Below are 26818 nucleotides of genomic sequence, written 5' to 3' on the forward strand. Positions count from 1 at the left end.
GGTCCATCATGGCACCGGCCTCTGGTTCCGGCTGGGGAGACAACGGGGCTCCCCCGGGGGAGTGCGGCATGGTGGGTGCGGCGCGGGCGTCCCGGCGTTCACGCCGTGAGCCTGGCGCCTGCCTCCTTCGGTGGTGCGGTGGTGGTGCGGTCGTACGGCAGCGGAACGACTCACCGGTGGTCTTCGGCGAACGGCACTGCGGGCGGCGGGAGTTCGGGGGCAGGGGCGGTGACGGTGCGGGCTCCAGTGGCGCGGATCGCCGCGTCAAGGGCGTCGGCGAGCCGGTCGAGGACGGCCTCCGCCTGTTCGTCGGTGATGGTCAACGGGGGAAGGAGACGGATCACCGCGGCGTGGCGGCCGCCTAGTTCGACGATAAGGCCGCGGTGCAGGCACTCCCGCTGGACGGCCGCAGCGAGCGCCGGTGCGGCGGGCCGGGGCCCGCCCGACGGGCCGGCGCCCTCGGCGTCGCCGGGCTCGCCACCGTCGTGCCCGGCTCCCGCCTCCCGGGCCCGCTCGTCCTGGACTGGCTCGCCCCAGACTGGCTCGCCCCAGACCGGTTCTCCCCGGACCGGTTCGCCCTGGGCTGGTCCGTCCTCGGCCTCCGGGTCGATGAGTTCCAGGCCGATCATGAGGCCGCGGCCGCGTACATCCCCGATATGCGGCCACTGGGCGGCGAGTTCGCGCAGCCGCCCCAGCATCCGCGTGCCGACGGTCGCAGCCCGCTCAGCGAGTTGGTTCCGCCGTACGTAGGCGAGGGTGGCCGCACCGGCCGCCATGGCCAGCTGGTTGCCCCGGAAGGTGCCCGCATGGGCGCCGGGGGGCCAGATGTCGAGCTCCTCGCGGTAGACGACGACGGCCAGCGGGAGGCTGCCGCCGATGGCCTTCGACATCACCATCACATCGGGCACCACACCGCTGTGCTCGACCGCCCAGAAGGCCCCGGTGCGCCCGACGCCGGTCTGCACCTCGTCCACGATCAGCGGGATGGAGCGGGCCGCGGTGATCTCGCGCATCCGGCGCAGCCAGCCGTCCGGTGCGGGGAGCACCCCGCCCTCGCCCTGGACCGGTTCGAGGATCATCCCGGCCGGGGTCGACACCCCGCTCTTGGGATCGTCGAGGAGACTCTCGGTCCAGCGCGCCGAGAGCTCGGCGCCGCGCCGCCCGCCCACGCCGAACGGGCAGCGGTAGTCGTAGGGGAAGGGCAGCCGGGTCACGCCGGGCGACGGGGCGCCGCCGGAGGCGGCCAGGGCCCCGGCCGTCATCCCGTGGTACGCCCCGGAGAAGGCGAGCAGACCGTCGCGCCCGGTGGCGCTCCGCACCAGCTTGAGCGCGGCCTCGACCGCGTCCGTGCCCGCCGGGCCGCAGAACTGCACCCGGGCACGGGAGGCGAGTGCGGGCGGCAGGGTGGCGAACAGCTCATCCGTGAAGGCGTCCTTGACCGGCGTGGCCAGATCCAGGACCTGCAGGGGCGCCCCCGAGTCCAGGAGCGCCCGGACGGCCTCAAGCACCACCGGATGGTTGTGCCCCAGCGCCAGCGCCCCGGCCCCGGAGAGACAGTCGAGGTAGCGGCGGCCGTCGGCCCCCTCGATCGTCAGCCCCCGGGCACGCACCGGGACGATGGGCAGCGCCCGCGCATAGGTGCGGGCGGCCGACTCGCGCAGCGCCTGGCGCCGCAGAATGCCCTGGGCCGCCCCGCCGCCGTCGGACACGGCGGACAGGGTCATCGGCGGGAGCTGGGTCACGGCCATGACTCTCGGTCCTCCTGGTGCTGAACACCCTCCGGCTGTCCCCCGTACGTACCAACGACGCGTCAGCCCCGAGATCACGGGCTGGCCGAAGATCCTTACGGACCGGGAACCAAGGACCCGGCTGCAGCCGTCGTAGGCGGCACCGACATAGTGGGATCCCACCCCATCGCCGGGGCGGTGCATGACAATTCCACACAGGCCGTAGAGCAGCTCAGATCATCAGGGGGAGTTCCGCCCATGCCATCCACACGCCGACCCGCGCTGGCCGCGGCCGCCGTCGCCGCCGTCCTGGCGCTCACCGCCACCGCGTGCGGCTCGTCGGACGACACGACCGAGGCCAAGTCGACCGCGTCGTCGGACCAGCAGGGCACGGGCGACATCAAGCTGCCCGACCACCTCAACGACAAGTTGAAGAACCTCGGCATCGATCTGGACCAGTGGAAGAACGGTGCCTGGAACAAGTGGGACAGGGACGACTGGCTGCGCGAGGCAGGTGACTTCATCAACCCGATCATCAAGGGCCTGTGGAAGCCGGACCGGATGCGGGACGCGCAGGAGCCCGACAAGCCGGTCGACGACAGTGACATCGCGGACGACCAGGGTGTGACCGACCCGGATCCGCAGCCTGTCGCGGCCAAGGAGGTCACCAGCCCGTACAGTGGCAAGGTCCCCTACGCGGGCAAGGTCTTCTTCGACGGCCCCGAGGGCTCGATGGTCTGCTCCGCGACCGTGGTCGAGGACCCCGCGCACCCCGGCAAGTCCAACCTGGTCTGGACGGCGGGCCACTGTGTCCACGCGGGCAAGGGCGGCGGCTGGTACAAGAACCTGATGTTCGTCCCCTCGTACAACGACGCCGGCAAGCCGGAGGCCGAGCTGAAGAACGCCACCAAGGAGCAGCTGGCGCCCAAGGGCGTCTGGTGGGCCGACTGGGCGCAGACCTCCTCGCAGTGGATCGACAGCGGCGCGGCCACCGGCGGCAAGGGCGCCCCGTACGACTTCGCGGTGATGCATGTGAAGCCGGAGGTCAGCGGCGGTAAGTCGCTGGAGGAGACGGTCGGCGGCGCGCTGCCGGTCGACTTCAACGCCCCGGCGGTGAAGTCCATCGACCAGATCACGGCCACCGGCTACCCGGCCGCCCCGCCGTTCGACGGCCAGAAGATGAACCAGTGCGCGGACAAGCCGGGCCGGCTCTCGCTGGACGCCAAGCAGCCGACCATGTACCGCATAGGCTGCACGATGACCGCCGGTTCCTCCGGTGGCGGTTGGGTCGCGAACGGCTCGGACGGCAAGCCGACGCTGGTGTCGAATACCTCGATCGGCCCCTCCAACGCGACCTGGCTGGCGGGCCCGCACCTCGGCCCGGAGGCGAAGGGCGTCTACAGCGCGGTCAGCAAGAAGTTCGCGAACCAGTAGCAGAGCCGCTGGAGCCGGTCGGCCAGTAGTCGGCACACACGTTCAAGGGCCCGTCCCCGGGATTCCGGGGGCGGGCCCTCATCGTGTGTCATCGGGCGCGCCGGGCGCCCGGACAGGGACCTAGTGCCACGCGGAGGCGGCAGCCGGTACGAACCGCCGCAGCTCGGCCGCCAGCTCCTCATGCACCCGTGCCTTGAGCAGCGTGCCCTCCGGGGTGTGCTCCTCGGAGATCACCTCACCCTCGGCATGGGTGCGCCAGACCAGCTTGCCGTGGGTGTACGGCACCAGCGCCTCGAGCTCGACCTTGGGCCGCGGCAGCTCCTCGTCGATCACCGCGAGCAGCTCGTCGATGCCCAGCCCGCTGCGGGCCGACACCGCCATCGCCCGCCGCTCCAGACGCAGCAGCCGCTGCAGGACGAGCGGATCGGCCAGATCCGCCTTGTTGACCACGACGATCTCGGGCACATCGACCGCGCCCACATCGCGGATCACCTCGCGGACAGCGGCCAGCTGCTCCTCCGGCGCCGGATGCGAGCCGTCCACCACATGGAGGATCAGATCGGCGTCGCCGACCTCCTCCATGGTCGAGCGGAACGCCTCGACCAGGTGGTGCGGCAGATGGCGCACAAACCCGACGGTGTCCGCCAGGGTGTAGAGCCGTCCGCTCGGCGTCTCGGCCCGGCGCACGGTCGGGTCCAGGGTGGCGAACAGCGCGTTCTCCACCAGGACGCCCGCGCCCGTGAGCCGGTTGAGCAGCGAGGACTTGCCCGCGTTGGTATATCCGGCGATGGCGACCGAGGGGATCTTGTTGCGCCGGCGCTCCTGCCGCTTGATATCGCGGCCGGTCTTCATCTCGGCGATCTCACGACGCATCTTCGCCATCTTCTCGCGGATGCGCCGCCGGTCCGTCTCGATCTTGGTCTCACCGGGACCACGGGTGGCCATACCGCCGCCCGAGGAACCGGAGCCACCGCCACCCATCTGCCGGGACAGCGACTGACCCCAGCCGCGCAGCCGCGGCAGCATGTACTGCATCTGGGCGAGCGAGACCTGCGCCTTGCCCTCTCGGGACTTGGCGTGCTGAGCGAAGATGTCGAGGATCAGCGCGGTGCGGTCGACGACCTTCACCTTGACGACGTCCTCGAGGTGGATCAGCTGGCCGGGGCTGAGCTCACCGTCGCAGACGACGGTGTCGGCGCCGGACTCGACCACGATGTCGCGCAGCTCCTCGGCCTTGCCGGAGCCGATGTACGTGGCGGGATCCGGCTTGTTGCGGCGCTGGATCACCCCGTCGAGCACGAGCGCGCCCGCGGTCTCCGCGAGCGCGGCCAGCTCCGCCAGGGAGTTCTCCGCGTCCTGCATGGTGCCGGACGTCCAGACGCCAACCAGCACCACGCGCTCCAGGCGCAGCTGCCGGTACTCGACCTCGGTGACGTCTTCAAGCTCGGTGGACAGCCCCACGACCCGCCGCAACGCGGCGCGGGCGGAGCGGTCGTACTGCTCGCCGTCACGCTCCTCGTCGATCTCGTGACTCCAGGCGACGTCCTCTTCCATCAGGGCGTCGGCCCGAAGGCTCTCGGCGAGGTGCTGCCGGTCCTGCGGAAGGGAAGAGGAGTGGGTCAAAGGAATCCTTACGTCGTGGGACATCGTCTTCATCGACAACGCGCGACGGGCCCGCGGGATTCCCCGCCGGGACGGCCGTGCTGCCGACTCATCGATGGTCGCACGCGGCGGCCGGGCCGTCACTCGGGTTTCGCGACGGGCTGTACGGCATGCCGCACGTCGCGCATCGCGCGCCGCACCGATGGCAGCGGGGCGCCTTTCGCGCTCCGCTTCTCGTCGGACTTCCAGCCGGGGTGCCCGGGCATCGGCGGCGTGCTCGTCCCGTACAGCCACGGATGCAGGAATCCGGCCTGGTCACGGCCCGACACCTCGGAGGCGAGCCGGATGAAGTCCGCGGTCGAGGCCACGCCGTCGCGGTGGCGGAGCACCCACCGCCGCTCCAGCCGCTCGAAGGCGGCCCGCCCGATCCGCTGGCGCAGCGCGTACAGCACCAGGGCGCTGCCGTCGTAGACGACCGGGCGGAAGATGCCGATCTGCTGGCCGGGATCGGCGGGCCTGGGTGCGGCGGGCGGCCCTCCGGCGGCCCGCCAGGCGTCGGACTGCCCGTACGCCCGGCGCATCCGCCGCTCCAGGCTCGCCTTGCCGCGCTCGTCGGCGTACAGCGCCTCGTACCAGGTGGCGTGGCCCTCATTCAGCCAGACATCGGACCAGCGGCGCGGGCTGACACTGTCGCCGAACCACTGGTGCGCCAGCTCATGCACCATGATCGAGCCGATGTACCACCGCGGCAGCTCATGGGTGGTGAACAGACCCCGTTCGAAGAGCGAGAGCGTCTGGGTCTCCAGCTCGAAGCCGGTGGTGGCGTTGGAGATCAGCAGACCGTAGTTCTCGAAGGGATACGGCCCGACCCGCTTCTCCATCCAGGCCAGCTGTCCGGGGGTGCGCGCGAGCCACTTCTCCAGCCGGGCGCGGTCCGCCGTGGGCACGACGTCGCGCATCGGCAGCCGGTGCGGGCCGGTGCGGTGCAGCAGGGCGGAGCGGCCGATGGAGACCTGGGCCAGCTCGGTGGCCATGGGGTGGGCGAGGCGGTACGTCCAGGTGGTCCGCGCCCCCTTGCGGACGCGCTTCCCCGGCAGCCCGCCCGCGACGACCGTGAGGGCCTTCGGGGCGGTGATCCGGAAGGAGAAGCGCGCCTTGTCGGAGGGGTGGTCATTGCACGGGAAGACCCGGTGGGCGGCGTTGGCCTGGTTGGCCATGGCCAGCCCGTCGCGGGTACGGACCCAGCCGCCGCTCGAGCCGCCGTGCGGGTCGCTGGTGTGGTGGACGGTGATCGTGAAGGCGGCACCCTGGCGGATACGGCCGGAAGGGGTGATCACCAGGTCCTCACCGGTGGTGACGAAGCCGGCCCGCGTGCCGTCGACCCGTACGGATCGCACGCTGCCCTGGGTGAAGTCGAGGTTCACGGTGCGCAGGGAGGCGGTGGCACGGGCGTCGATGGTGGTGACGGCGTCGAGCGGCTGGTCCTGGCGGCGGTAGTCCAGAGCGATGTCGTACGCCGTGACGTCGTACCCGGGGTTGCCGAGCTGCGGATAGAGGGGGTCGCCGATGCCGAGCGGGCGCGGGCCCGTGGCGGCCACCGGCCCCGCGGCGGAGGACGGGCCGACCGCGACGAAGACGGTCGCCATGGCGGCGGCCACAAGAGCGGTCCTGCGGCGCCCGGTGCGCGGCGGAGACCAGGGGCGGCGCCCCGAAGAATGCGTCATGACCTACCGCTACCAGCGTCCCGGGGCGGGCGCAGTCCCACCTGGCCCGATCCACCCGAAGGAGTTCAGGTCGGCTGGGCGAAGCCGCTCGCGGCCGAGGGGGTCAGGAGTGCGCCGCCGCCATCCGCCGGCCCTCGCGCGTCACGTCGTAGACGCCGGGAACGTTCCGCATGGCCCGCATCAGCGTCGGCAGCCGGCCCGCGTCGGGCAGCTGGAGCGTGTACGTATGGCGGACCCGCTGCTCACGCGGCGGCTCGACGGCGGCGGCCACCACCTCCGCGCCCTCGGCGGCGATGGCCTCGGTGAGATCCGCGAGAAGGTGCGGTCTGCTGAACGCCTCGGCGAAGAGGGTCACACGGTAGTCGCCGCCCCCGTCACCGTCGTCCTCGTCCGCCCAGCGCACCGGGACCGCGCCGCGCCCGGCCGCGGTCATCCGCGCCACCCCGGGACACCGCTCCCGGTGCACGGTGACGGCTCCGCCGCGGACCGCGAAGCCGGTGATCGCGTCCGGCGGCACGGGGGTGCAGCAGCGGGCGAGCCGTACGGTCGCGCCGGGCAGGTCGGCCACGATGCCCGCCTCGGGGCGGCCCGCGCCGCCCGCACCGGCCGCCGGGGCGGCCGGGGTGACGGCGGGGGCCGGCGCGGCGCCCTCACCGTGCGGCGCGGGCTCGGCGGCCTCGGGGGCCTTTGCGGCGGGCTCCCCGGCGGGTTCACCCTCCGGGCCATGGGCCTGCTGCGGCTGCTGCGCCGGGTGGGCGGCCAGCCAGCGGTTGATGGCGATGCGCGCGGCGGGGGTACGGGCGTGGTCGAGCCACTCGGGCGAGGGTCCGTGCGAGGCGGCGTCCCGGGCGCCGCCCGCCATCAGCAGCTGCAGTGTGTCGCCGTCGTGCAGCACCGTGCTCAGCGTCGCGATCCGGCCGTTGACCCTGGCCCCGATGCAGGAGTGGGCGTCCTCTCCGTACTGGGCGTACGCGGCGTCCACACAGCTCGCGCCCGCGGGCATGCCCAGCGTGCCGCCGTCGGACCGGAAGACCGTGATCTCTCGGTCCTGGGCGAGGTCGTCGCGGAGCGAGGTCCAGAAGATATCGGGGTCCGGGGTGGCGCTCTGCCATTCGAGCAGCCGGGACAGCCAGCCGGGGCGGGTGGGGTCGGCCCGCTCGCCGTCGAGGGCGTCGGCGGTCTCCGTGGGGGCGTACGGATTGCCGAGCGCGATCACCCCGGCCTCCGCCACCTGGTGCATCTGGTGCGTACGGATGAGGACTTCGGCGACCTCGCCGCCGCGCCCCGCCACCGCCGTGTGCAGCGACTGGTAGAGGTTGAACTTGGGGACGGCGATGAAGTCCTTGAACTCCGAGATGACCGGCGTGAAGCAGGTGTGCAGCTCGCCGAGGACCGCGTAGCAGTCGGCGTCCTCGCCGACGAGTACGAGCAGCCGGCCGAGGTCGGAGCCGGTCAGCTCGCCGCGCTTGAGCCCGACACGGTGGACCGAGACGAAGTGCCTTGGCCTGACCAGGACTTCGGCGGCGATGCCCGCCTCGTGCAGCACTCCCCGTACGTCCTCGGCGGCGCGGGCGAGCGGATCGGGGCGGCCCGCGTGGGCCAGCAGGAGGTCGCGGGTGCGGGCGTACTCCTCGGGGTGGAGGATGGCGAAGACCAGGTCCTCCAGCTCGGTCTTGAGCGCCTGCACCCCGAGCCGCTCGGCGAGCGGGATCAGCACATCGCGGGTGACCTTGGCGATGCGGGCCTGTTTCTCGGGGCGCATCACCCCGAGGGTGCGCATATTGTGCAGCCGGTCGGCAAGCTTGATCGACATGACCCGGACGTCGTTGCCGGTGGCGACGAGCATCTTGCGGAACGTCTCGGGCTCGGCCGCCGCCCCGTAGTCGACCTTCTCCAACTTGGTGACGCCGTCGACGAGATAGCGGACCTCCGCGCCGAACTGCTCCCCCACCTGATCGAGGGTCACATCGGTGTCCTCGACGGTGTCGTGGAGCAGTGAGGCCGTCAAGGTCGTGGTCTCCGCGCCCAGTTCGGCGAGGATCAGCGTGACGGCCAGCGGATGGGTGATGTACGGCTCACCGCTCTTGCGCATCTGGCCGCGGTGGGAGGACTCGGCGAGGACATACGCCTGGCGCAGCACATCCAGATCGGCTCCGGGGTGGTACGCCCGGTGGACCTTCGCCACATGCTCGATCGCGTCCGGCAGTCGGCCGCGCGACGTCGGCCCGAGCAGGGCGGCCCGGCTGAACCTGCGGAGATTGCGCAGGTCGATGCGGGGGAGGCCGCGCCTGCGGCCGAGAGCGGCTTGATCGGTGGCCTCTGCGCTCATGGGCACCTCCGGCGGCGTCGAGCGTCAACCGGCGTGGGCACTCCCCCGGGCCGGTGCTTGATGCTATCGAGCCCATCACGCACGGCCGACCGGCTCTCGCCCAGAGTGAAACGGATCACCCATTCGAGGGAAGTGTCAGCCGAGGGCCGTGTCCAGCCAGGCGGGGTCGAAATCCCCCTCGGCCACGATCACGGCAGGGCCGGTCATCTCCACCGTACCGTCCGGCCGCTCGCAGATCACAAGCCGCCCTCCGGGGACGTCCACGGTGTACGTCACGGGCCGGCCGGTGACCGCCGGGTCGGCTCCGTCGCGGCGCGCCGCGGCCACCATGACGGCGCAGGCACCGGTGCCGCAGGAGCGGGTCTCGCCGGAGCCGCGCTCGTGCACCCGCATCGCGACGTGGCGCGGGCCGCGGTCCACGACGAACTCGACGTTGGTGCCGTGCGGATACGCGGAGGCGGGGTGGACGGCGGGTGCCGCGAGGAGATCCCCGGCCTGGTCGAGGTCGTCCACGAAGGCGACCGCGTGCGGGTTGGCCATGTTCACATGGCGGGCGGGCCAGCTGTGCTCGCCGACCGTGACCGTGATCGCGCCGTCGGGGCCGGGCTCGGGCAGCAGGGCCTTGCCCATGACGACCGTGATCGCGCCGAGGCCGTCCGGGGTGTCAGCGGTGTCACCGGTGTCACCGGTGACACCGGCGTCCCCGGTTTCCTTGGCGATGTGGATGTGGCGCACTCCGGCCCGGGTCGCGACCGCGAGATCGCCCGCCTCGACGAGCCGGGCGCGCTGGAGGTACCGGGCGAAGACGCGCACGCCGTTGCCGCACATCTCGGCGATGCTGCCGTCGCTGTTGCGGTAGTCCATGAACCACTCGGCCTCATCGGCCATGCCCCGGGCCTCGGGGTGCGCCGAGGACCGTACGACGCGGATCAGACCGTCGCCGCCGATGCCGACGCGGCGGTCGCAGATCCGGGCGACGGCCGCCGCGGACAGATCGAGACGGCCGTCCAGGTCGGGGACGATGACGAAGTCGTTCTCGGTGCCGTGACCCTTGAGGAAGGCCGGCCGGGGCGCGGTGCTCATCCCTCGATCCTACGGGGCACCCCGCACGCCGTCGCTCCGTGCCGGGCGCGGGCCCGGGGCCCTGCCGGGTGGTCCGCCGGACACCCACCCCTAGCGGAGGCGGGCCACTCGCCAGAAGGTGAGCGCCGCGAGCAGCGCCACGATCACCACATAGAGCACCACGAAGCGCCAGTCCGGGCGGCGGCCGGAGCCCCGGGGCGGCAGTCCGGGCCAGGTGTAGCCCACCCGGCGGGCGGCCATGAGACCCCAGCCCGCCGCGCAGCAGCTGAGCAGCAGGCCGAGCATGGCCACGACCGCCCCGCCGTCCCCGAACTCGAAGGCGAGCGGGAAGGCGAACATCAGCGAGCCGAGGATGGCGAGGCCGACGATCGGCGCGATCTGCCAGATCCGCAGCCGGCGCGGCGGGCGCAGCTCGCGGAAGGACTCCTCGGAGACCGGTTCGGAGCCGTCCTCGAGGACCGGGGCGCCGGGCTCGTGGACCACTCCGGTCTCGTCGGGGCCGTCCGGGGTCAGCGGCTCCGGATCGCCCTGCGGCGATTGCTGCGATGCGTCGCGAGGGCCGGCCTCCATCGCCACACGCCCTCCCAACTCCAGACACCACGGCACGATCGGTGCTTGATGATGGCATGCCCACGGGGGCCCGAATGACGAGCGGAGCGTCCCGATGCCATCACGTGATCAGGCTGTGACCGCCCGTTCAACCAACGCGAGCGCGTTTGCCAGGAGTTCCCCTCGGCGGGCGGTGGCGCCGCTGAGCCAGTGGACCCGCGGATCGCGGCGGAACCAGGAGTCCTGACGGCGTGCGAACCGCTTGGTGGCGCGCACGGTCTCGGCCCGCGCCTCGTCCTCGGTGCACTCGCCGGCGAGCGCGGCGAGCACCTGCTGATAGCCGAGCGCCCGGGAGGCCGTACGACCGGAGCGCAGCCCGGCGCCTTCGAGCCGGCGGACCTCGTCGGCCAGCCCCGCGTCCCACATCCGGTCCACCCGCAGGGCGATCCGCTCGTCCAGCTCGGGCCGCTCGACATCGACGCCGATCTGGAGGGTGTCGTAGACGGCCTCATGGCCAGGGAGATTGGCCGTGAAGGGACGCCCGGTGATCTCGATCACCTCCAGCGCCCGCACCACCCGGCGGCCGTTGCTGGGCAGGATCGCCCGCGCCGCCTCGGGGTCGGCGACCGCGAGCCGGGTATGCAGGGCGCCCGAGCCGTGCTCCGCCAGCTCGGCCTCGAGCCTGGCCCGGACGGCGGGGTCGGTGCCCGGGAACTCCAGCGCGTCGATGGCGCCGCGGATGTACAGGCCGGAGCCGCCGACGAGGACGGGCGTACGCCCCTCGGCGAGCAGCCGGTCCATCTCGGCGCGGGCCAGCCGCTGGTACTCGGCGACGCTCGCGGTCTGGGTGACGTCCCAGATGTCCAGCAGCCGGTGCGGCACTCCCTGCCGCTCGTCCTCCGTCAGCTTGGCAGTGCCGATGTCCATGCCCCGGTAGAGCTGCATGGAGTCGGCGTTGACGACCTCGCCGTCGAGATGTCGGGCGAGTGCGACACCCAGATCGGACTTTCCGGCCGCAGTGGGGCCGACGACGGCAATGACTCGCGGCGGATCACCTGCTGTATTCACCGGACCAGTCTCGCAAACCCTGGGGGGCCTCCTCGAATGAGCGACGTGACAGGACACCGCCGGGTTCGTTGCCTGTTGCGAGGTTCCGAGGACCGGTTCGGGAAACCGGTCTCCGCGAGCGGCGCAATGGGACGCTCCGAGCGGCACGGGATTTCGCCCACACGAGTAGGGTATGGAGTAAATATGGGCGTGTTTTCCAGGTTTCGTCGTGCTTCGAGGGAGACGAGCCGTTCGTCCGAGAAGGCACCGACCGAGAAGGCCGCGGCCATCGCGCTGACGGCGGAGCCGGAATCCGGGACCGCTGACGAGCCGGAGGCGGCGCGGGGTGAGGAGGAGACCCCGGCGGGCGAGAGCGCCGGGATCCCCAAGCAGCAGTCCGCGGCCGAGGCGGCCGACAGCGAGGCCGGTGAGGGCGCCCGCACATAGGCATCCGACGAGGGAAGGTGGCCCATGGGCCTGATGGACAATCTCAAGGCCAAGGCCGGCCAGATGAAGGGCAAGGCCGGCAGCTTCGCGCAGCAGCACGAGGCCAGGATCGAGCGGGGTCTGGAGAAGGCCGCCAAGACGGTCGACACCAAGACCAAGGGCAAATACAGCGGCAAGATCGAAACTGGCACGGGCAAGGCGAAGGACGCCCTCAACCGCCTCTCCCACATGGACGAGGGCAAGCCAAGGAGCTGAAGCCGCGACGCAGGCGGGGGCCGGAGCCCCGGCGGCGAGAGCGTCTGAGCCCCGTGGGCGCGTGGCCGCGAAGCGGAGGCTTCGCGGCCAGGGCACCCTGTGCGCGGTCGCGTGCCTCCGGGCGCGCCCTTCGGCTCATGCCTGTGCCCGCCGGTCGCCTTCCCGGGGCTATGCCGACCAGGTCGCCACGAAATACCCCACGCCGTACGGCGCCTCGTCATACCGCAACTCCCCCTTCAGCCGCGCCCCCTCGGCCGCCCCCGCGAGCACCTGCAGCGGCGTGCGGCCCGCCGCCTTCAGCTCGTACGCCAGCTCCTCGTCGAGCGCGACGAGGGCCCCGGCGTCCGCGGCCCCTAGCGCCCGCGCCACCTCGGCGTCGAACGCGGCCGCCCGCTCGTCGAGATAGCCCGGAGCCTTCAGCGTCCGGCACGCGCTGCCGTCGCCCATCACCAGCAGCGCGACCCGCTCCGCCTGCGCGGCGAGCTCCCTTCCGACTTCAATACACCGCTCGCCCGCGAGAGGTTCCCCCACACCCAGTCCCTCCACGGCCACCGCGTCGTCCCACCCCGCGCGCTCCAGCAGCCAGGCCCCCACGGCCAGCGAGGGCGGCAGCGTCCGTTCGGCGGCGTCACCAGCCGCCGCCTCGCCACCGACGCCACCGGCCGTCTCGTGCGGCGCCCCGAGCCGCACCTCCACGTCCACCCCGAAGCCGCGGAACGAGCCGGTCGTGCCCTGCGGATGAGGTCCGCGCCCGGCGCGCTCGGCCGGCCCGATGACGATCAGACGCTCGGGCCGCGCCGCCGCGAGCACGCCCACGGCCTCGACGCACGCCGTACGCAGCCCGTCCAGCTCAGGGGCGGCTCCGGCGGCGATCTCGGGCACCAGCAGCGGCGGACACGGGCAGACGGCGGCGGCGATCAGCATGATCGGCAGCCTATCCGGCGGGCTCGGGCCGGGGCGCCGAGTCCCACAGCAGCTCGGCAACCCTGAACCGGTAGCAGTAGGTGCCCGTCATGGCTTCCAGGCCCCGCCACGTCGCCACGCCGTCCCCGTCCCCCGTTGTCATGGCGTCCCCCGCCGGAACGTGTTCCGTCTCTGATCAGAGCGCGCCCGGCTGTGATCGGTCCCGATCAGTCGCAGCCACAGCCCGCGGCGGGCGCGGGCACCGGCGGCGGAGCGCCGACCGTCGGCAGCCCCAGCATCACACCCGCCGGCTTCTTCTCCTCGGCCGCGTTGCGCCGCTCCCAGGCGTCGCCCGCGCGGGTGCGCCGCACGCCCCGCGCCTGGCCCTCGGCCAGCAGATGGTGCGGTGCGGCGTAGGTGATGTCGACGGTGACGACATCACCCGGGCGCACCGGCTCCTCGGGCCGCGCGAAGTGGACCAGGCGGCTGTCGGGGGCGCGGCCGGACAGCCGCCGTGTGGCGTCGTCCTTACGGCCCTCGCCCTCGGCGACCAGCACCTCCAGCGTCCGGCCGACCTGCTTCTTGTTCTCCTCCCAGGAGATCTCCTCCTGGAGGGCGACCAGCCGCTCGTACCGCTCCTGCACGACCGCCTTCGGCACCTGCCCGTCCATCTCGGCGGCGGGCGTCCCGGGCCGCTTGGAGTACTGGAAGGTGAACGCCTGGGCGAACCGCGCCTCGCGCACCACATGCAGCGTCTGCTCGAAGTCCTCGTCCGTCTCACCGGGGAAGCCGACGATGATGTCGGTCGAGATGGCGGCGTCCGGCATCGCGGTGCGCACCTTCTCGATGATGCCGAGGTAGCGCTCCTGCCGGTACGAGCGGCGCATCGCCTTCAGCACCGTGTCCGAGCCGGACTGCAGCGGCATGTGCAGCTGCGGCATCACGTTCGCCGTCTCCGCCATGGCGGTGATGACGTCGTCGGTGAAGTCGCGCGGATGCGGCGAGGTGAACCGGACCCGCTCCAGACCCGCCACGCTCCCGCAGGCGCGCAGCAGCTTGCTGAACGCCTCGCGGTCGCCGATGTCGGACCCGTACGCGTTCACGTTCTGACCGAGCAGGGTGATCTCGGTGACGCCCTCGGCGACCAGCGCCTCCACCTCGGCGAGGATGTCGCCGGGACGGCGGTCCTTCTCCTTGCCGCGCAGCGCGGGGACGATACAGAAGGTGCAGGTGTTGTTGCAGCCGACCGAGATGGAGACCCACGCGGCGTACGCGGACTCGCGCCGGGTCGGAAGCGTCGAGGGGAAGGCCTCCAGAGCCTCGGCGATCTCGACCTGGGCCTCCTCCTGGACGCGGGCGCGCTCCAGCAGCACCGGCAGGCTGCCGATGTTGTGCGTGCCGAAGACCACGTCGACCCAAGGGGCCTTTTTGACGATGGTGTCGCGGTCCTTCTGGGCCAGGCACCCGCCGACGGCGATCTGCATGCCCGGCCGCCGCGCCTTGATCGGCGCGAGCCGGCCCAGATTGCCGTACAGGCGGTTGTCGGCGTTCTCCCGCACCGCGCAGGTGTTGAAGACGACGATGTCGGCCTCGCCCTCACCGGTGCCTTCGGGCGCACGGACATAGCCGGCGTCTTCCAGGAGGCCGGAAAGCCGCTCGGAGTCGTGAACATTCATTTGGCACCCGTAGGTGCGCACCTCGTAAGTCTTCGCACTCATCTCAATCGACCAGGGTACGTGTTCGTCCCCTCGCCCGCCCCTCCCTTCCCAGGAGCCCGCCCCTCCCTTCCGGGGACGAGGACTGGCAGGATCCTCGCCATGGCCGTCACTCTTCCGCGCCCCGGCAGGCGCCGCGCCCTGCAGTCCGCGGCCGCGGGCCTCGTCGCCCTCGCGCTGCTGCTGTGGTGGCTGCTGTCGATGGGCGGCGGGCCCTCCCCCAGCGGGCGGGTGACCTTCGCGACGGGCGTCTCCACCGGGGTCTACGACACCTACGGCGAGATGCTCAAGCGGGACCTCGCCCGGGGCCTGCCGGACGTGGACGTACGGCTCATACAGACCAGGGGGTCCCCCGACAACGTCGAGCGGCTCGCCGAGGGCAGCGCCACCTTCGCCATCGCCGCCACCGACGCGGTCGCCGACTACCACGGCAAGGGGGCGGAGCGGCTGCGCGCCTGCGCACGGCTGTACGACGACTACATGCAGCTGGTCGTCCCGAGGGGCTCGAAGGTGCACTCGGCCCGGGACCTGAAGCGGCTGCGGGTCGGTGTGGGCGACGACGGCTCCGGCGTGCAGCTGATCACCCGGGCGCTGCTCAAGGCCGCCGGGCTCGACTTCCGCAGGGACATCCGGGCGGAACGCGTCGGCATCGACAAGATGCCGGGCCTGCTGAGGGCGGGGAAGCTCGACGCCTTCTTCTGGTCGGGCGGGCTGCCGACCACCGCGGTGCGCACCCTGGCCCGGCACTATCCGATCCGGCTCGTCCAGCTCGGCGATCTCACCGGCCCGCTGCACCGGCAGGGTGGGGTGACGCGGTACTACCGGGCGGCGACCGTGCCGGCCGACGCGTACGAGGAGATACGCCGTCCGGAGCCCGTCAAGACGATCGCGGTACCGAATCTTCTCGTCACCACGGACCGGGTGGACCCCGATCTGGCGGAGGGCGTCACCCGCACGGTGATTAAGAACCGGGACCGCATCGGTGCCAAGGTGCACGCCGCACAGAAGGTGGATCTGCGGACGGCCATCTTCACCGATCCCCTCACCCTCCATAAGGGCGCCGCGCGCTACTACCGCTCGGTCAAACCGTAGCCGTCACGGCGTCCGGGTGACGCCACGACGACCTGGTGCGGCTTGGTGCGGGGAACCTTGATCGTCACGCGCAGACCGCGCGGCTCGTTGGGGGCGTAGGCGATCGTCGCCCCGCCCGCCGTGAGCAGCGCACGGGTGATGGACAGGCCCAGGCCCGAGCCCGAGACGTTCTGGTGGCGGTTGCTGCGCCAGAAGCGGTCGCCGATCCGGGCGAGCTCGTCCTCGGTGAGGCCGGGACCGCCGTCGGCGACGGTGATGGCGACGGTGTCGCCCTCGGTCCGCGCCGAGACCTCCACATGCGCCCCCTCGGGCGTGAACTTCAGGGCGTTGTCGACGACGGCGTCGAGCGCGCTGGACAGGGCCACCGGATCGGCCCACCCGGTCACGGCCCCGGGGCCGGTGTAGGCGAGCCCGACCTCCTCGCGCTCGGCGACCGGAAGCCAGGCGTCCACCCGGTCGGTGGCCAGCTCCGCGATATCGGTGAGCCGCAGGTCGGCGGCGGTGTGCTCGGCGAGGGCGAGGTCGAGGAGGTCGTCGAGGACACGGGCCAGACGCTTGCCCTCCGCGCGCACCGAGGCGATCTCCTCATGGCCGTCCGGCAGTTCCAGCGCCAGCAGCTCGATGCGCAGCAGCAGCGCGGAGAGCGGATTGCGCAGCTGGTGGGAGGCGTCGGCGACGAACGCCCGCTGCTGCTCGAGGACTTCCTCGACGTTGTCGGCCATCTCGTTGAACGAGCGGGCCAGCCGGCGCAGCTCCGGCGGCCCGGAGGCGGCCGCGACCCGCGACTGCATCCGCCCGGTCGCGATGTCGTGGGTGGCGGTGTCCAGGACGCGTACGGGCCGCAGCACCCAGCCGGTGAGGCGGAAGGCTGCCCCCACGGCCACCAGCATCGCGGCGCACTCACCCGCGCCGATCAGCAGCCAGCCGTGCAGAATGCGCGACCGCATCTGTCCGGTGGGCGAGTCGGTGACGACGACGGCCACGACATCGCCGTCCCGTACTACGGGGGACGCGACGGTGATCCTGCCCCGCCGCCAGGGCCACACCTGGTGCGGATCGTGGCTGCGGCGGCCGGCGAGGGCCTCGTCGAACGCCTGGGCGCCCTCGCCGCCCCGGGGCAGCCGCCAGCCGGTGGGCGCCTCGGCCATGGGCCGCGCGTCCCGGTCCCGGTAGAAGACGCCGGCCCGGATGCCGTACAGGTCGTGATAGCGCCCCAGCTCGGCGCGCAGGGTGTCCAGCCGCTCGTCCCCGTCGGCGGCGGCCGTGTCCGACGGACCCGCGGTGACGAACTGGGCGAGCGCGGCGAACCGCGCCGTGTCGTCGATCCGGTCGACCACCACCCGCTGCTGTTCGCGTGCGGCCAGACTCCCGGCCAGCGGGAAGCCGAGCGCGAGCAGCACGCCCGCCATAAGGACGATGAGCAGCGGGAGAAGTCGAGTACGCACCGGGGTCGGCCCTGGCCGCTCAGCCGGCCGGAGCCACGAGGCGGTAGCCCACGCCGCGGACCGTCTCGATCAGGGCGGGCATCCGCAGCTTGGAGCGGAGCGAGGCGATATGCACCTCCAGGGTGCGCCCGGTCCCCTCCCAACTGGTGCGCCACACCTCGCTGATGATCTGCTCACGTCGGAAGACCACCCCGGGGCGCTGCGCGAGCAGCGCGAGCAGGTCGAACTCCTTACGGGTCAGGGAGACGGTCGCGCCGTCGACCGAGACCTGGCGGGTGGGCAGCTCGATGGTCACCGAGCCGAGCCGCAGCGGCGGCTCGGGCCCGTCCGCCGGCTCGTCGCCGCCCGTACCGGAGTCGTGGGTGACGGTCCGGCGGCTGACGGCATGGATGCGGGCCAGCAGCTCCATGGGGTCGTACGGCTTGACCACATAGTCGTCGGCGCCGAGGTTGAGTCCGTGTATGCGGGAACGTACGTCCGCGCGGGCGGTCACCATGATCACGGGCGTGGCGGTGCGCTTGCGGATCCGGCCGCACACCTCGAAACCGTCCTGGTCCGGGAGCCCGAGGTCCAGGAGTACGACGCCGAAGGGCTCGCCCGAGTCGGGCAGCAGCGCCTGCAGTGCCTCCTCACCGCTCCGGGCGTGCGTGACCTCGAAGCCGTGCCGGAAGAGCACTGCCGACAGGGCCGCGGCGACGTGGTTGTCGTCCTCGACGAGCAGCAGTCTCACCGGCCCTCCGCCACCTTCCCGTATCAGGGGGACGCGCGCCCCGGACTCCATGGCCACGATTCATGGCCACAGGGCATCCACTCCGATCGGCGCGCACCCGTCAAGACGCATTCGGTCACATGGTGGTTTCCGTTATGTAGCCGGTACGCCACGCCCTCGCCTCGTTTACACAGAGTGCCAGGTCGAAGCCAGATCGTTATGCTCAATTTCAGCTCAGATGTAATGACGCTGGTCGCGGCGGCTCATTAAGGTCCTCCCAACCGAGGAGGATGGAGCGAGACGCCGATGAGCGAAGTATCGGTGACCAAGGACGCCACACCGGTGGCGAACGCGTTGGTCGCGATGTCAGGAGTCAACAAGCACTTCGGCGCGCTGCATGTGCTCCAGGACATCGATCTGACCATAAACCGGGGCGAAGTGGTCGTCGTCATCGGGCCGTCCGGATCCGGCAAGTCCACGCTGTGCCGCACCATCAACCGGCTGGAAACGATCGACGCCGGCAGCATCACGATCGACGGCAAGCCGCTGCCCCAGGAGGGCAAGGAGCTCGCCCGGCTGCGCGCGGATGTCGGCATGGTCTTCCAGTCCTTCAACCTCTTCGCGCACAAGACGGTGCTCGAGAACGTGGTGCTGAGCCAGGTCAAGGTCCGTAAGGCGGACAAGAAGGCCGCCGAGGAGAAGGCCCGCACGCTGCTCGACCGGGTGGGCGTGGGCGCCCAGGCGGACAAGTACCCCGCCCAGCTGTCCGGCGGCCAGCAGCAGCGCGTGGCCATCGCCCGTGCCCTGGCCATGGACCCGAAGGTGATGCTCTTCGACGAGCCGACCTCAGCGCTCGACCCGGAGATGATCAACGAGGTGCTGGAGGTCATGCAGCAGCTCGCCCGAGACGGCATGACGATGATCGTCGTCACCCATGAGATGGGCTTCGCGCGCTCCGCCGCGAACCGGGTGGTCTTCATGGCCGACGGCCGGATCGTCGAAGAGGCCGAGCCTGACCAGTTCTTCAACAACCCCCGCAGTGACCGGGCCAAGGACTTCCTGTCGAAGATCCTTCACCACTGAGCCCGCGGTGGCTCAGCGGGCCGCCACCACGTTCCGCCACTACGTACCGAACCAAGAGGGATGGGCACCATGAGCATTCGTAAGACGGCCGCGGCGGCCACGGTGATTCTCGCGCTGACCGCGACGGCGACCGCCTGTGGCGGCGAGAAGGGCGCCGCCGGCGACAAGCCGAAGGGCGGCGAAGTCCACAGCGGCAAGTACACCGTCGCCAAGGACGTGAAGCTGGACTCGCCGACCCTGAAGGCGGCGCAGAAGCGCGGCAAGATCGTCATCGGCGCCAAGGCCGACCAGCCCTACCTCGGTTTCGTGGACACCGAGGGCAAGCGCTCCGGCTTCGACATCGAGATCGCCAAGATGGTCGCCGCCGACCTCGGCTTCTCCGCGGACCAGATCACCTTCAAGACGGTCGACTCCAACGTCCGCGAGACCTCCATCTCCAAGGGCCAGGTCGACTACTACGTCGGCACCTACACCATCAACGACGAGCGCAAGAAGCAGGTCGGCTTCGCGGGCCCGTACTACCAGGCCGGCGCCGATCTGCTGATCCGCAAGGACGAGAAGGGCATCACGGGTCCGGACAGCCTCAAGGGCAAGAAGGTCTGCTCCATCGTCGGCTCCACTCCGCTCCAGGAGATCAAGAAGCCGAAGTACGGCGCCAAGACCACCGAGCTGAGCAAGTACTCGCTCTGCGTCAAGCAGCTGCTCGACGGCCAGGTCGACGCGGTCACCACCGATGACGCGATCCTCAAGGGCTACGCGGCCCAGCGTCCGAGCAAGCTCAAGGTGGTCGGCAAGCCGTTCACCGAGGAGCCCTACGGCGTCGGCATGAACAAGAACGACAAGGCGCTGCGGAACGCGATCACCGACTCGCTCGAGAAGCACATCAAGAACGGTGACTACAAGAAGGCGTACGAAGGCACGCTCGGCAAGTCCGGCTCCTCCTACGTCGCGCCGAAGACCCCCCTGCCCCGCTACTGAGCAGGTTCCCCGTTCGCCCTCGAAGCCGGTGCGCTCCGCACGCCGCTGACCTGACCGCTACCGCGGAGAATCGATGAACGTACTCCTCGATCATTTGCCCCAGTTCCGTGAGGGGTTCCTCGGAACCCTCGCCATCACGGCGGCCAGTGCGGCGCTCGCTCTCGTCCTGGGCATTCTCATAGCCGGCTTCCGGGTGTCCCCCATACCGCCGCTGCGCGCGTTCGGCACGGCGTGGGTCACCTTGCTGCGCAACACCCCGCTGACCCTGCTGTTCCTGATCGCGTTCTTCGTGGCCCCGCAGATCTTCTTCCCGGGAACGAGTCCCTTCGTTCTCGCGATGGGGGCGCTGGGCTGCTATACGTCGTCCTTCGTCTGCGAGGCCGTGCGGTCCGGTGTCAACACCGTGCCGCTCGGCCAGGCGGAGGCGGCGCGCAGCCTCGGGATGACCTTCTTCCAGACCCTGCGGCTGATCGTCCTTCCGCAGGCCACCCGGACCGTGGTTCCCCCCATGAGCAGCATCTTCATCGCGCTCACCAAGAACTCGGCCATCGCGGGGGCGTTCAGCAACACCGAGCTGTTCAATGTCTCGAAGCTGCTGAGTGACAAGGGCTTCGCGATCGGCTGGATCTTCCTCTGGACCGCTCTCTGCTATCTGATCATCACCTTCACCATCAGCGGTGTCTTCCGACTGCTGGAGAGCCGCCTGGAGGTGGCCCGATGAGCTCGAGCGTCCTGTACGACGCGCCCGGCCCCAAGGCCCGCGTCCGCAACCGCGTCTACTCCGTCGTCGGCTCCCTCGCCGTCCTCGGGGTGATCGTCTTCGCCGTGCTGCGCCTGAACGCCAAGGGCCAGTTCGCGCCGGAGATGTGGGACATCTTCAACTACGCGGGAGTGCGGACCAGCATCCGCGACGGCGTGGTCACCACCCTCAAGGTGTTCGCCGTGGCGGCGGTGCTCTCGCTGGTGCTGGGCGTGGTACTCGCCGTGGGCCGGCTCTCGGACCACAAGGCCGTCCGCCGGCTCGCGACCGGTTTCATCGAGCTGTTCCGGGCCATCCCGCTGCTGATCACCATCTACGTGCTGTGGGTGCTCTTCCTCACCTACCGGTCCGAGCTGGGCCTCAGCGGTGACGGCACCGGCTTCTGGGCCCTGGTCATCGGACTGACCGTCTACAACGGATCGGTGCAGGCCGAAGTACTGCGGGCAGGCATCAACGCGGTGCCCAAGGGCCAGGGCGAGGCCGCGTACGCCCTGGGCATGCGCAAGACACAGGTCATGCTGACGGTCCTGGTCCCGCAGGCCGTCCGGGCGATGCTCCCGACCATCATCAGCCAGCTCGTGGTGACGCTGAAGGACACCTCGCTCGGCTATGTGATCACCTATCAGGAGCTGCTGTTCCAGCTCCAGCAGCTGGCCGGGAACACCGTCGTCAACGGCAACGACACCTATGTCCCCGTGATCATCGTCGGTGGTGCCATCTATATCGCGATGTGTCTGGCCCTCTCCTCCCTCGCCGGCTGGATCGAGCGGCGCGGCCGGCGCGCCAAGACCGGCATCCCGGTCGCCGGCGCCGCCCAGCCGCTCGCGGCAGCCGGCGCGCTGGACGCCATCGACCAGTCCACGGCGGACACGCCGGTCGTCGAGGCGAACTGAGACACGACGATCCGAGGGAGACGAGGGGCCCTGGGGGCGGTGGCGTACGCGCCACCGCCTTTCGTCGCTTGACGCGGGCACCCGCAGTCGGTTGCATGCTTTCTGTGATCGCTCACCGGGTTTCAACTGCCAGTTTCCGTACGTCATGTACGACCCGCAGGGCCACAGGAACCGCACCGTGGACCCGGTGATCGTCGCCGGGGCGGGCCCGGTCGGCCTCACCCTGGCCCTCGCACTCGCCCGCCTCGACGTGCCCGTCGTACTGCTGGACGAATCCGCGGGCGGCGACGAGAGCCGCCTCGCCCGCACCGTCGTGCTGCGCCCGGACACCGCCGCCCTGCTGGAGCGGCTGGGCTGCCGGGCCGCCGCCCGCGCGGAGCCGTGGGCCGGATGGCGCACCATGCGGCGGCGGCAGCTGGTGCGGCAACTGCCTCTCACGCCCGGCAGCCCCTTCGGCGGCACCGGGCGCTCCATCGGCTTCCCGGACGTCCCGGACGCCGCGGACGGCGCCCACGGCGGGCCGCCGGAGGACGAGGAGACGGACACGCCGACGCCCTCGCCGCTGCATCTGCCGCAGCACGAGCTCACCCGGGCACTGCGGGCATCGCTGGCCGCCATCGGCGACGAGGACCTGGTCCGGATCGTCTCCGGCACCCGGCTCGACACCCTGGAGCAGGACGCCCACGGGGTCAGCGTCCGCACCCGGGGCGCCCAGGCCACCTGGTGGCGCGGCAGCTACGTGGTCGGCTGCGACGGGCCGCGGTCCACCGTCCGCAAGGTCCTCGGCGTGCGCTTCCCGGGCCGTACGGCGGTGGAGCGGCATGCGGTCGCGGCGCTGCGCGCCGAACTCCCCTGGCCCGGTGAGGCCCTACTGCACCGCTCGCCACCATGGCGCAGCATCGACGCCGAGGTGACCGCCCGCCCGCTGCCCCGCGGACTGTGGCGGATCGACTGGCTGCTGCCGCCCGGCCGCGATCTCGTCACCCCCGACGCCCTGCTGGTTCGGGTGCGCGACACCCTCGCGGGGTGGTGCGGGGATTCCGCGATCCCCTATGAGCTTCTGGACACCGGCGTGCACACCGTGCACCACCGGCTCGCGCGCCGCTGGCGCGTCGGCCGCGCCTTTCTGGCCGGGGACGCGGCCCATCTGCTCGGCGCGCTCGGCACCCAGGGGCTGGAGGAAGGGCTGCGGGACGTCGGGAACCTCGCCTGGAAGCTGTCCCTCGCCTGGCACCACGGGGCCTCGGACGCGCTGCTCGACAGCTACCAGGCGGAGCGGCGTGGAGCCGTCGGCGCCCGGCTGCGCGCGGCGGACCAGGCGCTGCCGCTGGTACGGGCGGCCGGCGGCTGGCACGCGGTACGGCGCACCGTCCTGCCCGGCGGGGCGCGCAGCCATGACGCGCTGCTCACCGACGGTCACCTCGGGCGCGGCCCATTGGGCGCGCCACCGATCTACGGACGCTCGCCACTGGCCCCCGCGGCTCCCCCGGAGGGCTCGGTCACGGTGGGCACGGCGACCGGGGCGGCGGTCGCCGATGTGCCGGTGACCGCACCGGACGGCTCGCTCGTACGGCTGCGCGAGCGGCTGGGCAGGGAGCTGCTCGTGGTGCTGGTCGCCCCGGGGACCGGGGTGTGGGAGCGCCGCCACTGGGTGCGCGCCGGACTGATGCCCCGGCTGGCGGCGGCGGTCGCGGCGCTGCCGGTACGGACCGAGCTGCTGGTCGCCGAGGAGTACCCGGGCGCCCCCGCCCACACCGTGCTGCTGGTGCGGCCGGACGGCCATCTCGCCGCGGCGCTGTCCGGGGTGCGGCCGAGCGAGCTGTACGCGTGCGCGGACGCGGCGCGGGGCGGGGACGCCGCGCGGGGTGCGCCGTTGAGGGACGCGGAGGTGACGGCCCGCCGGTAGTGCGGTGTACGCGACGCGCCGGTGTATGCGAGCGCCGGGATCTCGCTCCGGCGCGCGCGTGGTGGCCACGAGCTGGTGAGGTTGACCTTCCCTTCGGGCGCGTGCTTCACTGCGGAGCGTGACTGACACCTGCCTGCCTCGCTTCTGGCGGAGGGTCCATCTGGACCTCGTCCGCTACGCGGGCTGTGTGTGTCGTCCGTCCTGTTGATCCGCCTTCTCTCGGGCGCGGCCCGGCCGCGCCCCTTTCGCGATCACTCAGGACGGTCTCTGTGCCCGACGTACGCACTTCCTCCCCCACTGCCGCGCGCCCCGCTTCCGGCTTCGCCACTCCGCCCAGCGCCGCCGAACTGCTCGACTTCGCCCGCCGCACCGCCGCCGACGCCGCGCTCGTCGCCTCGCTTCCGCTCGATCCCGAGGGCCGCACCTGGCTGCGGCTGGAGGGTCCGGGCGGCAGCGAGGCATGGCTGATCGGCTGGCCTCCAGGCACCGGGACCGGCTGGCACGACCACGGCGGCTCACATGGCGCCTTCGTCGCGGCGGCCGGTGAGCTGAACGAGCAGTCGCTCGCCGCGCGGCTGCCCACCGAGGGCTGGAAGACCCTTGAACTGGCCGATGAGATGGACCGCGAGCGACGGCTGCCCGCCGGGCAGGGCCGGGCCTTCGGCCCGCATCATGTCCATGAGGTGATCAATCCGTCGCCCACCCGGCATGCGGTGTCCGTGCACGCCTACTATCCGCCGCTGCCGCTGATGAGGCGTTACAGCCGCACGGGTCAGGTGTTGCGGCTGGAGCAGGTCGAGCGGCCGGAGGAGTGGGGATAACGCGATGGGTGTGACCAAGCGGAGCGTGGACGAGCTGCTGGCCGAGGCCCGCGAGGGCCTCGACCGCCTCGGCCCCGCCGAGGCCGCGGCGGCGCAGGCCGCGGGCGGGCTGCTGGTGGACATACGGTACGCGGCGCTGCGGGAGCGCGACGGCACGATACCGGGGGCGCTGATCGTCGAGCGGAACGAGCTGGAGTGGCGGCTCGATCCGCAGTGCGACCACCGGCTGCCCGAGGCGACCCACCACGATCTGCGGGTCGTGGTGGTGTGCAACGAGGGCTACGCGTCGAGCTTCGCCGCGGTCTCGCTGCGACAGCTGGGGCTGGCACGGGCGACCGACCTGGTCGGCGGCTTCCAGGCGTGGCGCGCGGCAGGCCTCCCTGTCCGGTAGACCCACGGCGTCAGCCCGCTGGGGTGCCGCGCCCGAAGTGGCCCCCGCTCAGAGGTCAGAGGTCAGAAGTCAGAGATCAGGGAGATGGTGCTCCAGCAGCTCCGGGTCCTCCCCCTCCTCCTCCAGCGCGCGCCGCACGACCCGCAGCGCCAGGCCCTCGGAGTAGCCCTTGCGGGCCAGCATTCCGGCGAGGCGACGGAGCCGCTTCTCCCGGTCGAGGCCGCGGGTTGCCCGTAGCTTGCGCTCGACCAGCTCGCTGGCGGTCCGCTCCTCCTGATCGGCGTCGAGCTGTCCCACGGCGTCATCGATCAGCGCGGAGTCGACTCCCTTGGTCCGCAGCTCACGGGCGAGCGCCCGGCGGGCGAGCCCCCGGCTGTGGTGCCGGGACTCCACCCAGGCGCCGGCGAACGCCGCGTCGTCGATCAGCCCGACGTCCTCGAACCGGGACAGCACCTCCTGCGCCGCGTCATCGGGGATGCCCCGGGTCCGCAGCGCGTCCGCGAGCTGCTTACGGGTGCGCGGGGTCCCGGTGAGCAGGCGCAGGCAGATCGCCCGCGCCTGCTCCTCCGGGCCGGGCGGCGACCCCTGCTCGGCCCTCGACGAGGAGGGGGCGCCGCCGGCCTGACGCTCCGGACGGCCGGCGCCGTCCGGCCAGTCGGTCCGCCGTGTCATGGATCAGCTCTTGGCCGTGGCGGTCTTGGCCGCCTTCGCCCCGGACTTGGCCGCCGGGGCGGGCGCGGCCTTCACCGGCGCCGCGGCGGCCACACCCGCCGCGTCCGCGCCGGGCTCCGCGGCCGGCTCCTCGCGCTTCACGCCGATGCCGAGCTTTTCCTTGATCTTCCTCTCGATCTCATTCGCGAGATCGGGGTTGTCCTTCAGGAAGTTACGGGCGTTCTCCTTGCCCTGGCCCAGCTGGTCGCCCTCGTAGGTGTACCAGGCGCCGGACTTGCGGACGAAGCCGTGCTCGACGCCCATGTCGATCAGACCGCCCTCGCGGCTGATGCCGTGGCCGTAGAGGATGTCGAACTCGGCCTGCTTGAAGGGCGGCGCGACCTTGTTCTTGACGACCTTGCAGCGGGTGCGGTTGCCGACCGCGTCCGTGCCGTCCTTGAGGGTCTCGATGCGACGGATGTCGATACGGACCGAGGCGTAGAACTTCAGCGCCCGGCCACCGGTCGTCGTCTCCGGGGAGCCGAACATGACACCGATCTTCTCGCGCAGCTGGTTGATGAAGATCGCGGTGGTCTTGGACTGGTTGAGCGCACTGGTGAGTTTGCGGAGCGCCTGGCTCATCAGCCGGGCCTGGAGACCGACGTGGGAGTCGCCCATCTCACCCTCGATCTCCGCGCGCGGCACCAGCGCCGCGACGGAGTCGATGACGATGAGGTCGAGAGCGCCGGAGCGGACCAGCATGTCCACGATCTCGAGCGCCTGCTCGCCGTTGTCCGGCTGGGACAGGATCAGCGAGTCGGTGTCCACGCCCAGCTTCTGCGCGTAGTCCGGGTCGAGGGCGTGCTCCGCGTCCACGAAGGCGACCGTGCCACCCGCCCGCTGGGCGTTGGCCACCGCATGGAGGGTCAGGGTCGTCTTACCGGAGGACTCCGGACCGTAGACCTCCACCACGCGGCCGCGTGGCAGACCGCCCACGCCGAGGGCGACGTCGAGAGCGGTCGACCCGGTGGGGATCACCTCGATGGGGTCGTTCGGCCGGTCGCCCATGCGCATCACGGCGCCCTTGCCGAATTGCCGTTCAACCTGCGCGAGCGCGGCGTCGAGCGCCTTCTCGCGGTCGTTTCCTGCCATGGGTTCCACCCGGTTTGCTTGAGTCGATCGCTTCACGTCCATGACGCTAGCGCCTGCCACTGACAAGCGGCCCTGACGTCCTCTGCCTGTGGATAACCGGGCCGGGCTTCCATCAGAATGGA

Annotated in this window: 26 protein-coding genes; 12 read left to right on the forward strand and 14 right to left on the reverse strand. The window is 71.6% G+C overall.

What is annotated here, in order from left to right:
• Positions 1–170 precede the first annotated feature (170 nt).
• Positions 171–1724: a diaminobutyrate--2-oxoglutarate transaminase family protein gene (locus tag ABZS71_RS04270; protein ID WP_356207548.1), complete on the reverse strand. Its 1554-nt coding sequence runs from the start codon at positions 1722–1724 to the stop codon at positions 171–173.
• A gap of 261 nt (positions 1725–1985) precedes the next feature.
• On the opposite strand from ABZS71_RS04270, the gene ABZS71_RS04275 reads away from it, so the two are divergent.
• Positions 1986–3161, forward strand: a complete 1176-nt coding sequence (locus tag ABZS71_RS04275; RefSeq protein ID WP_356207489.1) for a hypothetical protein — start codon at positions 1986–1988, stop codon at positions 3159–3161.
• 120 nt (positions 3162–3281) lie between these two features.
• Here the strand turns inward: ABZS71_RS04275 and hflX are convergent, their stop codons facing one another.
• From hflX to miaA, 6 genes are all read right to left on the reverse strand, one after another.
• Positions 3282–4784: a GTPase HflX gene (gene hflX / locus ABZS71_RS04280; RefSeq protein WP_356207492.1), complete on the reverse strand. Its 1503-nt coding sequence runs from the start codon at positions 4782–4784 to the stop codon at positions 3282–3284.
• 119 nt (positions 4785–4903) lie between these two features.
• A complete protein-coding gene (locus ABZS71_RS04285) occupies positions 4904–6409 on the reverse strand; it encodes a M1 family metallopeptidase (protein ID WP_356207550.1) in 1506 nt (501 codons plus the stop codon).
• A gap of 181 nt (positions 6410–6590) precedes the next feature.
• On the reverse strand, positions 6591–8816 hold the full coding sequence (locus ABZS71_RS04290) for an HD domain-containing protein (RefSeq protein ID WP_355846123.1): 2226 nt from the start codon (positions 8814–8816) through the stop codon (positions 6591–6593).
• A gap of 135 nt (positions 8817–8951) precedes the next feature.
• A complete protein-coding gene (gene dapF, locus ABZS71_RS04295) occupies positions 8952–9899 on the reverse strand; it encodes a diaminopimelate epimerase (protein ID WP_356207494.1) in 948 nt (315 codons plus the stop codon).
• A 90-nt stretch (positions 9900–9989) separates the two neighbouring features.
• Positions 9990–10469 carry a hypothetical protein gene (locus tag ABZS71_RS04300; protein WP_355846129.1) on the reverse strand — a complete coding sequence of 160 codons (480 nt, stop codon included), beginning with the start codon at positions 10467–10469 and terminating at the stop codon, positions 9990–9992.
• Positions 10470–10577: 108 nt separating this feature from the next.
• Positions 10578–11516 (reverse strand): tRNA (adenosine(37)-N6)-dimethylallyltransferase MiaA, encoded by a 939-nt coding sequence (gene miaA, locus ABZS71_RS04305; RefSeq protein WP_356207495.1) that lies wholly within the window; start codon positions 11514–11516, stop codon positions 10578–10580.
• A gap of 183 nt (positions 11517–11699) precedes the next feature.
• On the opposite strand from miaA, the gene ABZS71_RS04310 reads away from it, so the two are divergent.
• Both ABZS71_RS04310 and ABZS71_RS04315 read left to right on the forward strand, forming a co-directional pair.
• Positions 11700–11942 (forward strand): hypothetical protein, encoded by a 243-nt coding sequence (locus ABZS71_RS04310; protein ID WP_356207496.1) that lies wholly within the window; start codon positions 11700–11702, stop codon positions 11940–11942.
• Positions 11943–11966: 24 nt separating this feature from the next.
• On the forward strand, positions 11967–12197 hold the full coding sequence (locus ABZS71_RS04315) for an antitoxin (RefSeq protein WP_356207498.1): 231 nt from the start codon (positions 11967–11969) through the stop codon (positions 12195–12197).
• A gap of 168 nt (positions 12198–12365) precedes the next feature.
• Here the strand turns inward: ABZS71_RS04315 and ABZS71_RS04320 are convergent, their stop codons facing one another.
• The 3 genes from ABZS71_RS04320 to miaB all read right to left on the reverse strand — a co-directional run bounded on the left by ABZS71_RS04320 (position 12366) and on the right by miaB (position 14818).
• Positions 12366–13121, reverse strand: a complete 756-nt coding sequence (locus tag ABZS71_RS04320; protein WP_356207499.1) for a class III extradiol dioxygenase subunit B-like domain-containing protein — start codon at positions 13119–13121, stop codon at positions 12366–12368.
• Positions 13122–13131: 10 nt separating this feature from the next.
• Complete coding sequence (locus ABZS71_RS04325) at positions 13132–13263, reverse strand: hypothetical protein (protein WP_356207501.1); 132 nt, start codon at positions 13261–13263, stop codon at positions 13132–13134.
• Between the two features lie 64 nt (positions 13264–13327).
• Positions 13328–14818: a tRNA (N6-isopentenyl adenosine(37)-C2)-methylthiotransferase MiaB gene (gene miaB, locus ABZS71_RS04330; RefSeq protein ID WP_355846146.1), complete on the reverse strand. Its 1491-nt coding sequence runs from the start codon at positions 14816–14818 to the stop codon at positions 13328–13330.
• A 99-nt stretch (positions 14819–14917) separates the two neighbouring features.
• Here miaB and ABZS71_RS04335 point away from each other — a divergent pair, with 99 nt between their 5' ends.
• Positions 14918–15907, forward strand: a complete 990-nt coding sequence (locus tag ABZS71_RS04335; protein ID WP_356207502.1) for a TAXI family TRAP transporter solute-binding subunit — start codon at positions 14918–14920, stop codon at positions 15905–15907.
• Here ABZS71_RS04335 and ABZS71_RS04340 read toward each other — a convergent pair.
• Together ABZS71_RS04340 and ABZS71_RS04345 are read right to left on the reverse strand one after the other, a co-directional pair.
• The gene (locus tag ABZS71_RS04340; protein ID WP_355846152.1) at positions 15886–17352 is read right to left on the reverse strand and encodes a HAMP domain-containing sensor histidine kinase; all 1467 of its coding nucleotides are present in this window, start codon (positions 17350–17352) and stop codon (positions 15886–15888) included. The genes ABZS71_RS04335 and ABZS71_RS04340 overlap by 22 nt on opposite strands.
• Positions 17353–17371: 19 nt before the next feature.
• Positions 17372–18082: a response regulator transcription factor gene (locus ABZS71_RS04345; RefSeq protein ID WP_355846154.1), complete on the reverse strand. Its 711-nt coding sequence runs from the start codon at positions 18080–18082 to the stop codon at positions 17372–17374.
• Between the two features lie 285 nt (positions 18083–18367).
• On the opposite strand from ABZS71_RS04345, the gene ABZS71_RS04350 reads away from it, so the two are divergent.
• The 8 genes from ABZS71_RS04350 to ABZS71_RS04385 all read left to right on the forward strand — a co-directional run bounded on the left by ABZS71_RS04350 (position 18368) and on the right by ABZS71_RS04385 (position 24893).
• Entirely contained in the window at positions 18368–19144 is a 777-nt protein-coding gene (locus ABZS71_RS04350) for an amino acid ABC transporter ATP-binding protein (RefSeq protein ID WP_356207503.1), read from the forward strand.
• A 69-nt stretch (positions 19145–19213) separates the two neighbouring features.
• Entirely contained in the window at positions 19214–20122 is a 909-nt protein-coding gene (locus ABZS71_RS04355) for a glutamate ABC transporter substrate-binding protein (protein ID WP_355846160.1), read from the forward strand.
• Between the two features lie 73 nt (positions 20123–20195).
• The gene (locus ABZS71_RS04360; RefSeq protein ID WP_356207505.1) at positions 20196–20843 is read left to right on the forward strand and encodes an amino acid ABC transporter permease; all 648 of its coding nucleotides are present in this window, start codon (positions 20196–20198) and stop codon (positions 20841–20843) included.
• Positions 20840–21775 (forward strand): amino acid ABC transporter permease, encoded by a 936-nt coding sequence (locus ABZS71_RS04365; protein WP_355846165.1) that lies wholly within the window; start codon positions 20840–20842, stop codon positions 21773–21775. Before ABZS71_RS04360 ends, ABZS71_RS04365 begins: the two co-directional genes overlap by 4 nt.
• Positions 21776–21953: 178 nt before the next feature.
• On the forward strand, positions 21954–23681 hold the full coding sequence (locus ABZS71_RS04370; RefSeq protein WP_356207552.1) for an FAD-dependent monooxygenase: 1728 nt from the start codon (positions 21954–21956) through the stop codon (positions 23679–23681).
• Positions 23682–23799: 118 nt separating this feature from the next.
• Positions 23800–23889, forward strand: coding sequence for a putative leader peptide (locus ABZS71_RS04375; RefSeq protein WP_309471148.1), 90 nt, complete (start codon positions 23800–23802; stop codon positions 23887–23889).
• A gap of 61 nt (positions 23890–23950) precedes the next feature.
• Positions 23951–24502, forward strand: coding sequence for a cysteine dioxygenase (locus ABZS71_RS04380; RefSeq protein WP_355846171.1), 552 nt, complete (start codon positions 23951–23953; stop codon positions 24500–24502).
• A 4-nt stretch (positions 24503–24506) separates the two neighbouring features.
• Entirely contained in the window at positions 24507–24893 is a 387-nt protein-coding gene (locus tag ABZS71_RS04385; protein WP_355846174.1) for a rhodanese-like domain-containing protein, read from the forward strand.
• A gap of 69 nt (positions 24894–24962) precedes the next feature.
• Here the strand turns inward: ABZS71_RS04385 and recX are convergent, their stop codons facing one another.
• Together recX and recA are read right to left on the reverse strand one after the other, a co-directional pair.
• Positions 24963–25565, reverse strand: a complete 603-nt coding sequence (recX, locus tag ABZS71_RS04390; protein WP_356207507.1) for a recombination regulator RecX — start codon at positions 25563–25565, stop codon at positions 24963–24965.
• Positions 25566–25568: 3 nt separating this feature from the next.
• Positions 25569–26696 (reverse strand): recombinase RecA, encoded by a 1128-nt coding sequence (recA, locus tag ABZS71_RS04395; RefSeq protein WP_356207508.1) that lies wholly within the window; start codon positions 26694–26696, stop codon positions 25569–25571.
• Positions 26697–26818: the final 122 nt, after the last annotated feature.

The sequence above is a fragment of the Streptomyces sp. NPDC005393 genome (genome assembly GCF_040606675.1).
In the GTDB taxonomy this organism is placed as follows: Bacteria; Actinomycetota; Actinomycetes; order Streptomycetales; family Streptomycetaceae; genus Streptomyces.

Bases quoted from the DNA above. Each gene is read 5' to 3' on its own strand.
- ABZS71_RS04335 (WP_356207502.1), top strand. From the start codon at position 14,918: ATGGCCGTCACTCTTCCGCGCCCCGGCAGGCGCCGCGCCCTGCAGTCC.
- ABZS71_RS04285 (WP_356207550.1), bottom strand. From the start codon at position 6,409: ATGGCGACCGTCTTCGTCGCGGTCGGCCCGTCCTCCGCCGCGGGGCCG.
- ABZS71_RS04325 (WP_356207501.1), bottom strand. From the start codon at position 13,263: ATGACAACGGGGGACGGGGACGGCGTGGCGACGTGGCGGGGCCTGGAA.
- ABZS71_RS04355 (WP_355846160.1), top strand. From the start codon at position 19,214: ATGAGCATTCGTAAGACGGCCGCGGCGGCCACGGTGATTCTCGCGCTG.
- ABZS71_RS04290 (WP_355846123.1), bottom strand. From the start codon at position 8,816: ATGAGCGCAGAGGCCACCGATCAAGCCGCTCTCGGCCGCAGGCGCGGC.
- ABZS71_RS04360 (WP_356207505.1), top strand. From the start codon at position 20,196: ATGAACGTACTCCTCGATCATTTGCCCCAGTTCCGTGAGGGGTTCCTC.
- dapF (WP_356207494.1), bottom strand. From the start codon at position 9,899: ATGAGCACCGCGCCCCGGCCGGCCTTCCTCAAGGGTCACGGCACCGAG.
- recA (WP_356207508.1), bottom strand. From the start codon at position 26,696: ATGGCAGGAAACGACCGCGAGAAGGCGCTCGACGCCGCGCTCGCGCAG.
- ABZS71_RS04300 (WP_355846129.1), bottom strand. From the start codon at position 10,469: ATGGAGGCCGGCCCTCGCGACGCATCGCAGCAATCGCCGCAGGGCGAT.
- ABZS71_RS04350 (WP_356207503.1), top strand. From the start codon at position 18,368: ATGAGCGAAGTATCGGTGACCAAGGACGCCACACCGGTGGCGAACGCG.
- recX (WP_356207507.1), bottom strand. From the start codon at position 25,565: ATGACACGGCGGACCGACTGGCCGGACGGCGCCGGCCGTCCGGAGCGT.
- ABZS71_RS04365 (WP_355846165.1), top strand. From the start codon at position 20,840: ATGAGCTCGAGCGTCCTGTACGACGCGCCCGGCCCCAAGGCCCGCGTC.
- ABZS71_RS04275 (WP_356207489.1), top strand. From the start codon at position 1,986: ATGCCATCCACACGCCGACCCGCGCTGGCCGCGGCCGCCGTCGCCGCC.
- ABZS71_RS04320 (WP_356207499.1), bottom strand. From the start codon at position 13,121: ATGCTGATCGCCGCCGCCGTCTGCCCGTGTCCGCCGCTGCTGGTGCCC.
- ABZS71_RS04270 (WP_356207548.1), bottom strand. From the start codon at position 1,724: ATGACCCTGTCCGCCGTGTCCGACGGCGGCGGGGCGGCCCAGGGCATT.
- ABZS71_RS04310 (WP_356207496.1), top strand. From the start codon at position 11,700: ATGGGCGTGTTTTCCAGGTTTCGTCGTGCTTCGAGGGAGACGAGCCGT.
- ABZS71_RS04385 (WP_355846174.1), top strand. From the start codon at position 24,507: ATGGGTGTGACCAAGCGGAGCGTGGACGAGCTGCTGGCCGAGGCCCGC.
- miaB (WP_355846146.1), bottom strand. From the start codon at position 14,818: ATGAGTGCGAAGACTTACGAGGTGCGCACCTACGGGTGCCAAATGAAT.
- ABZS71_RS04315 (WP_356207498.1), top strand. From the start codon at position 11,967: ATGGGCCTGATGGACAATCTCAAGGCCAAGGCCGGCCAGATGAAGGGC.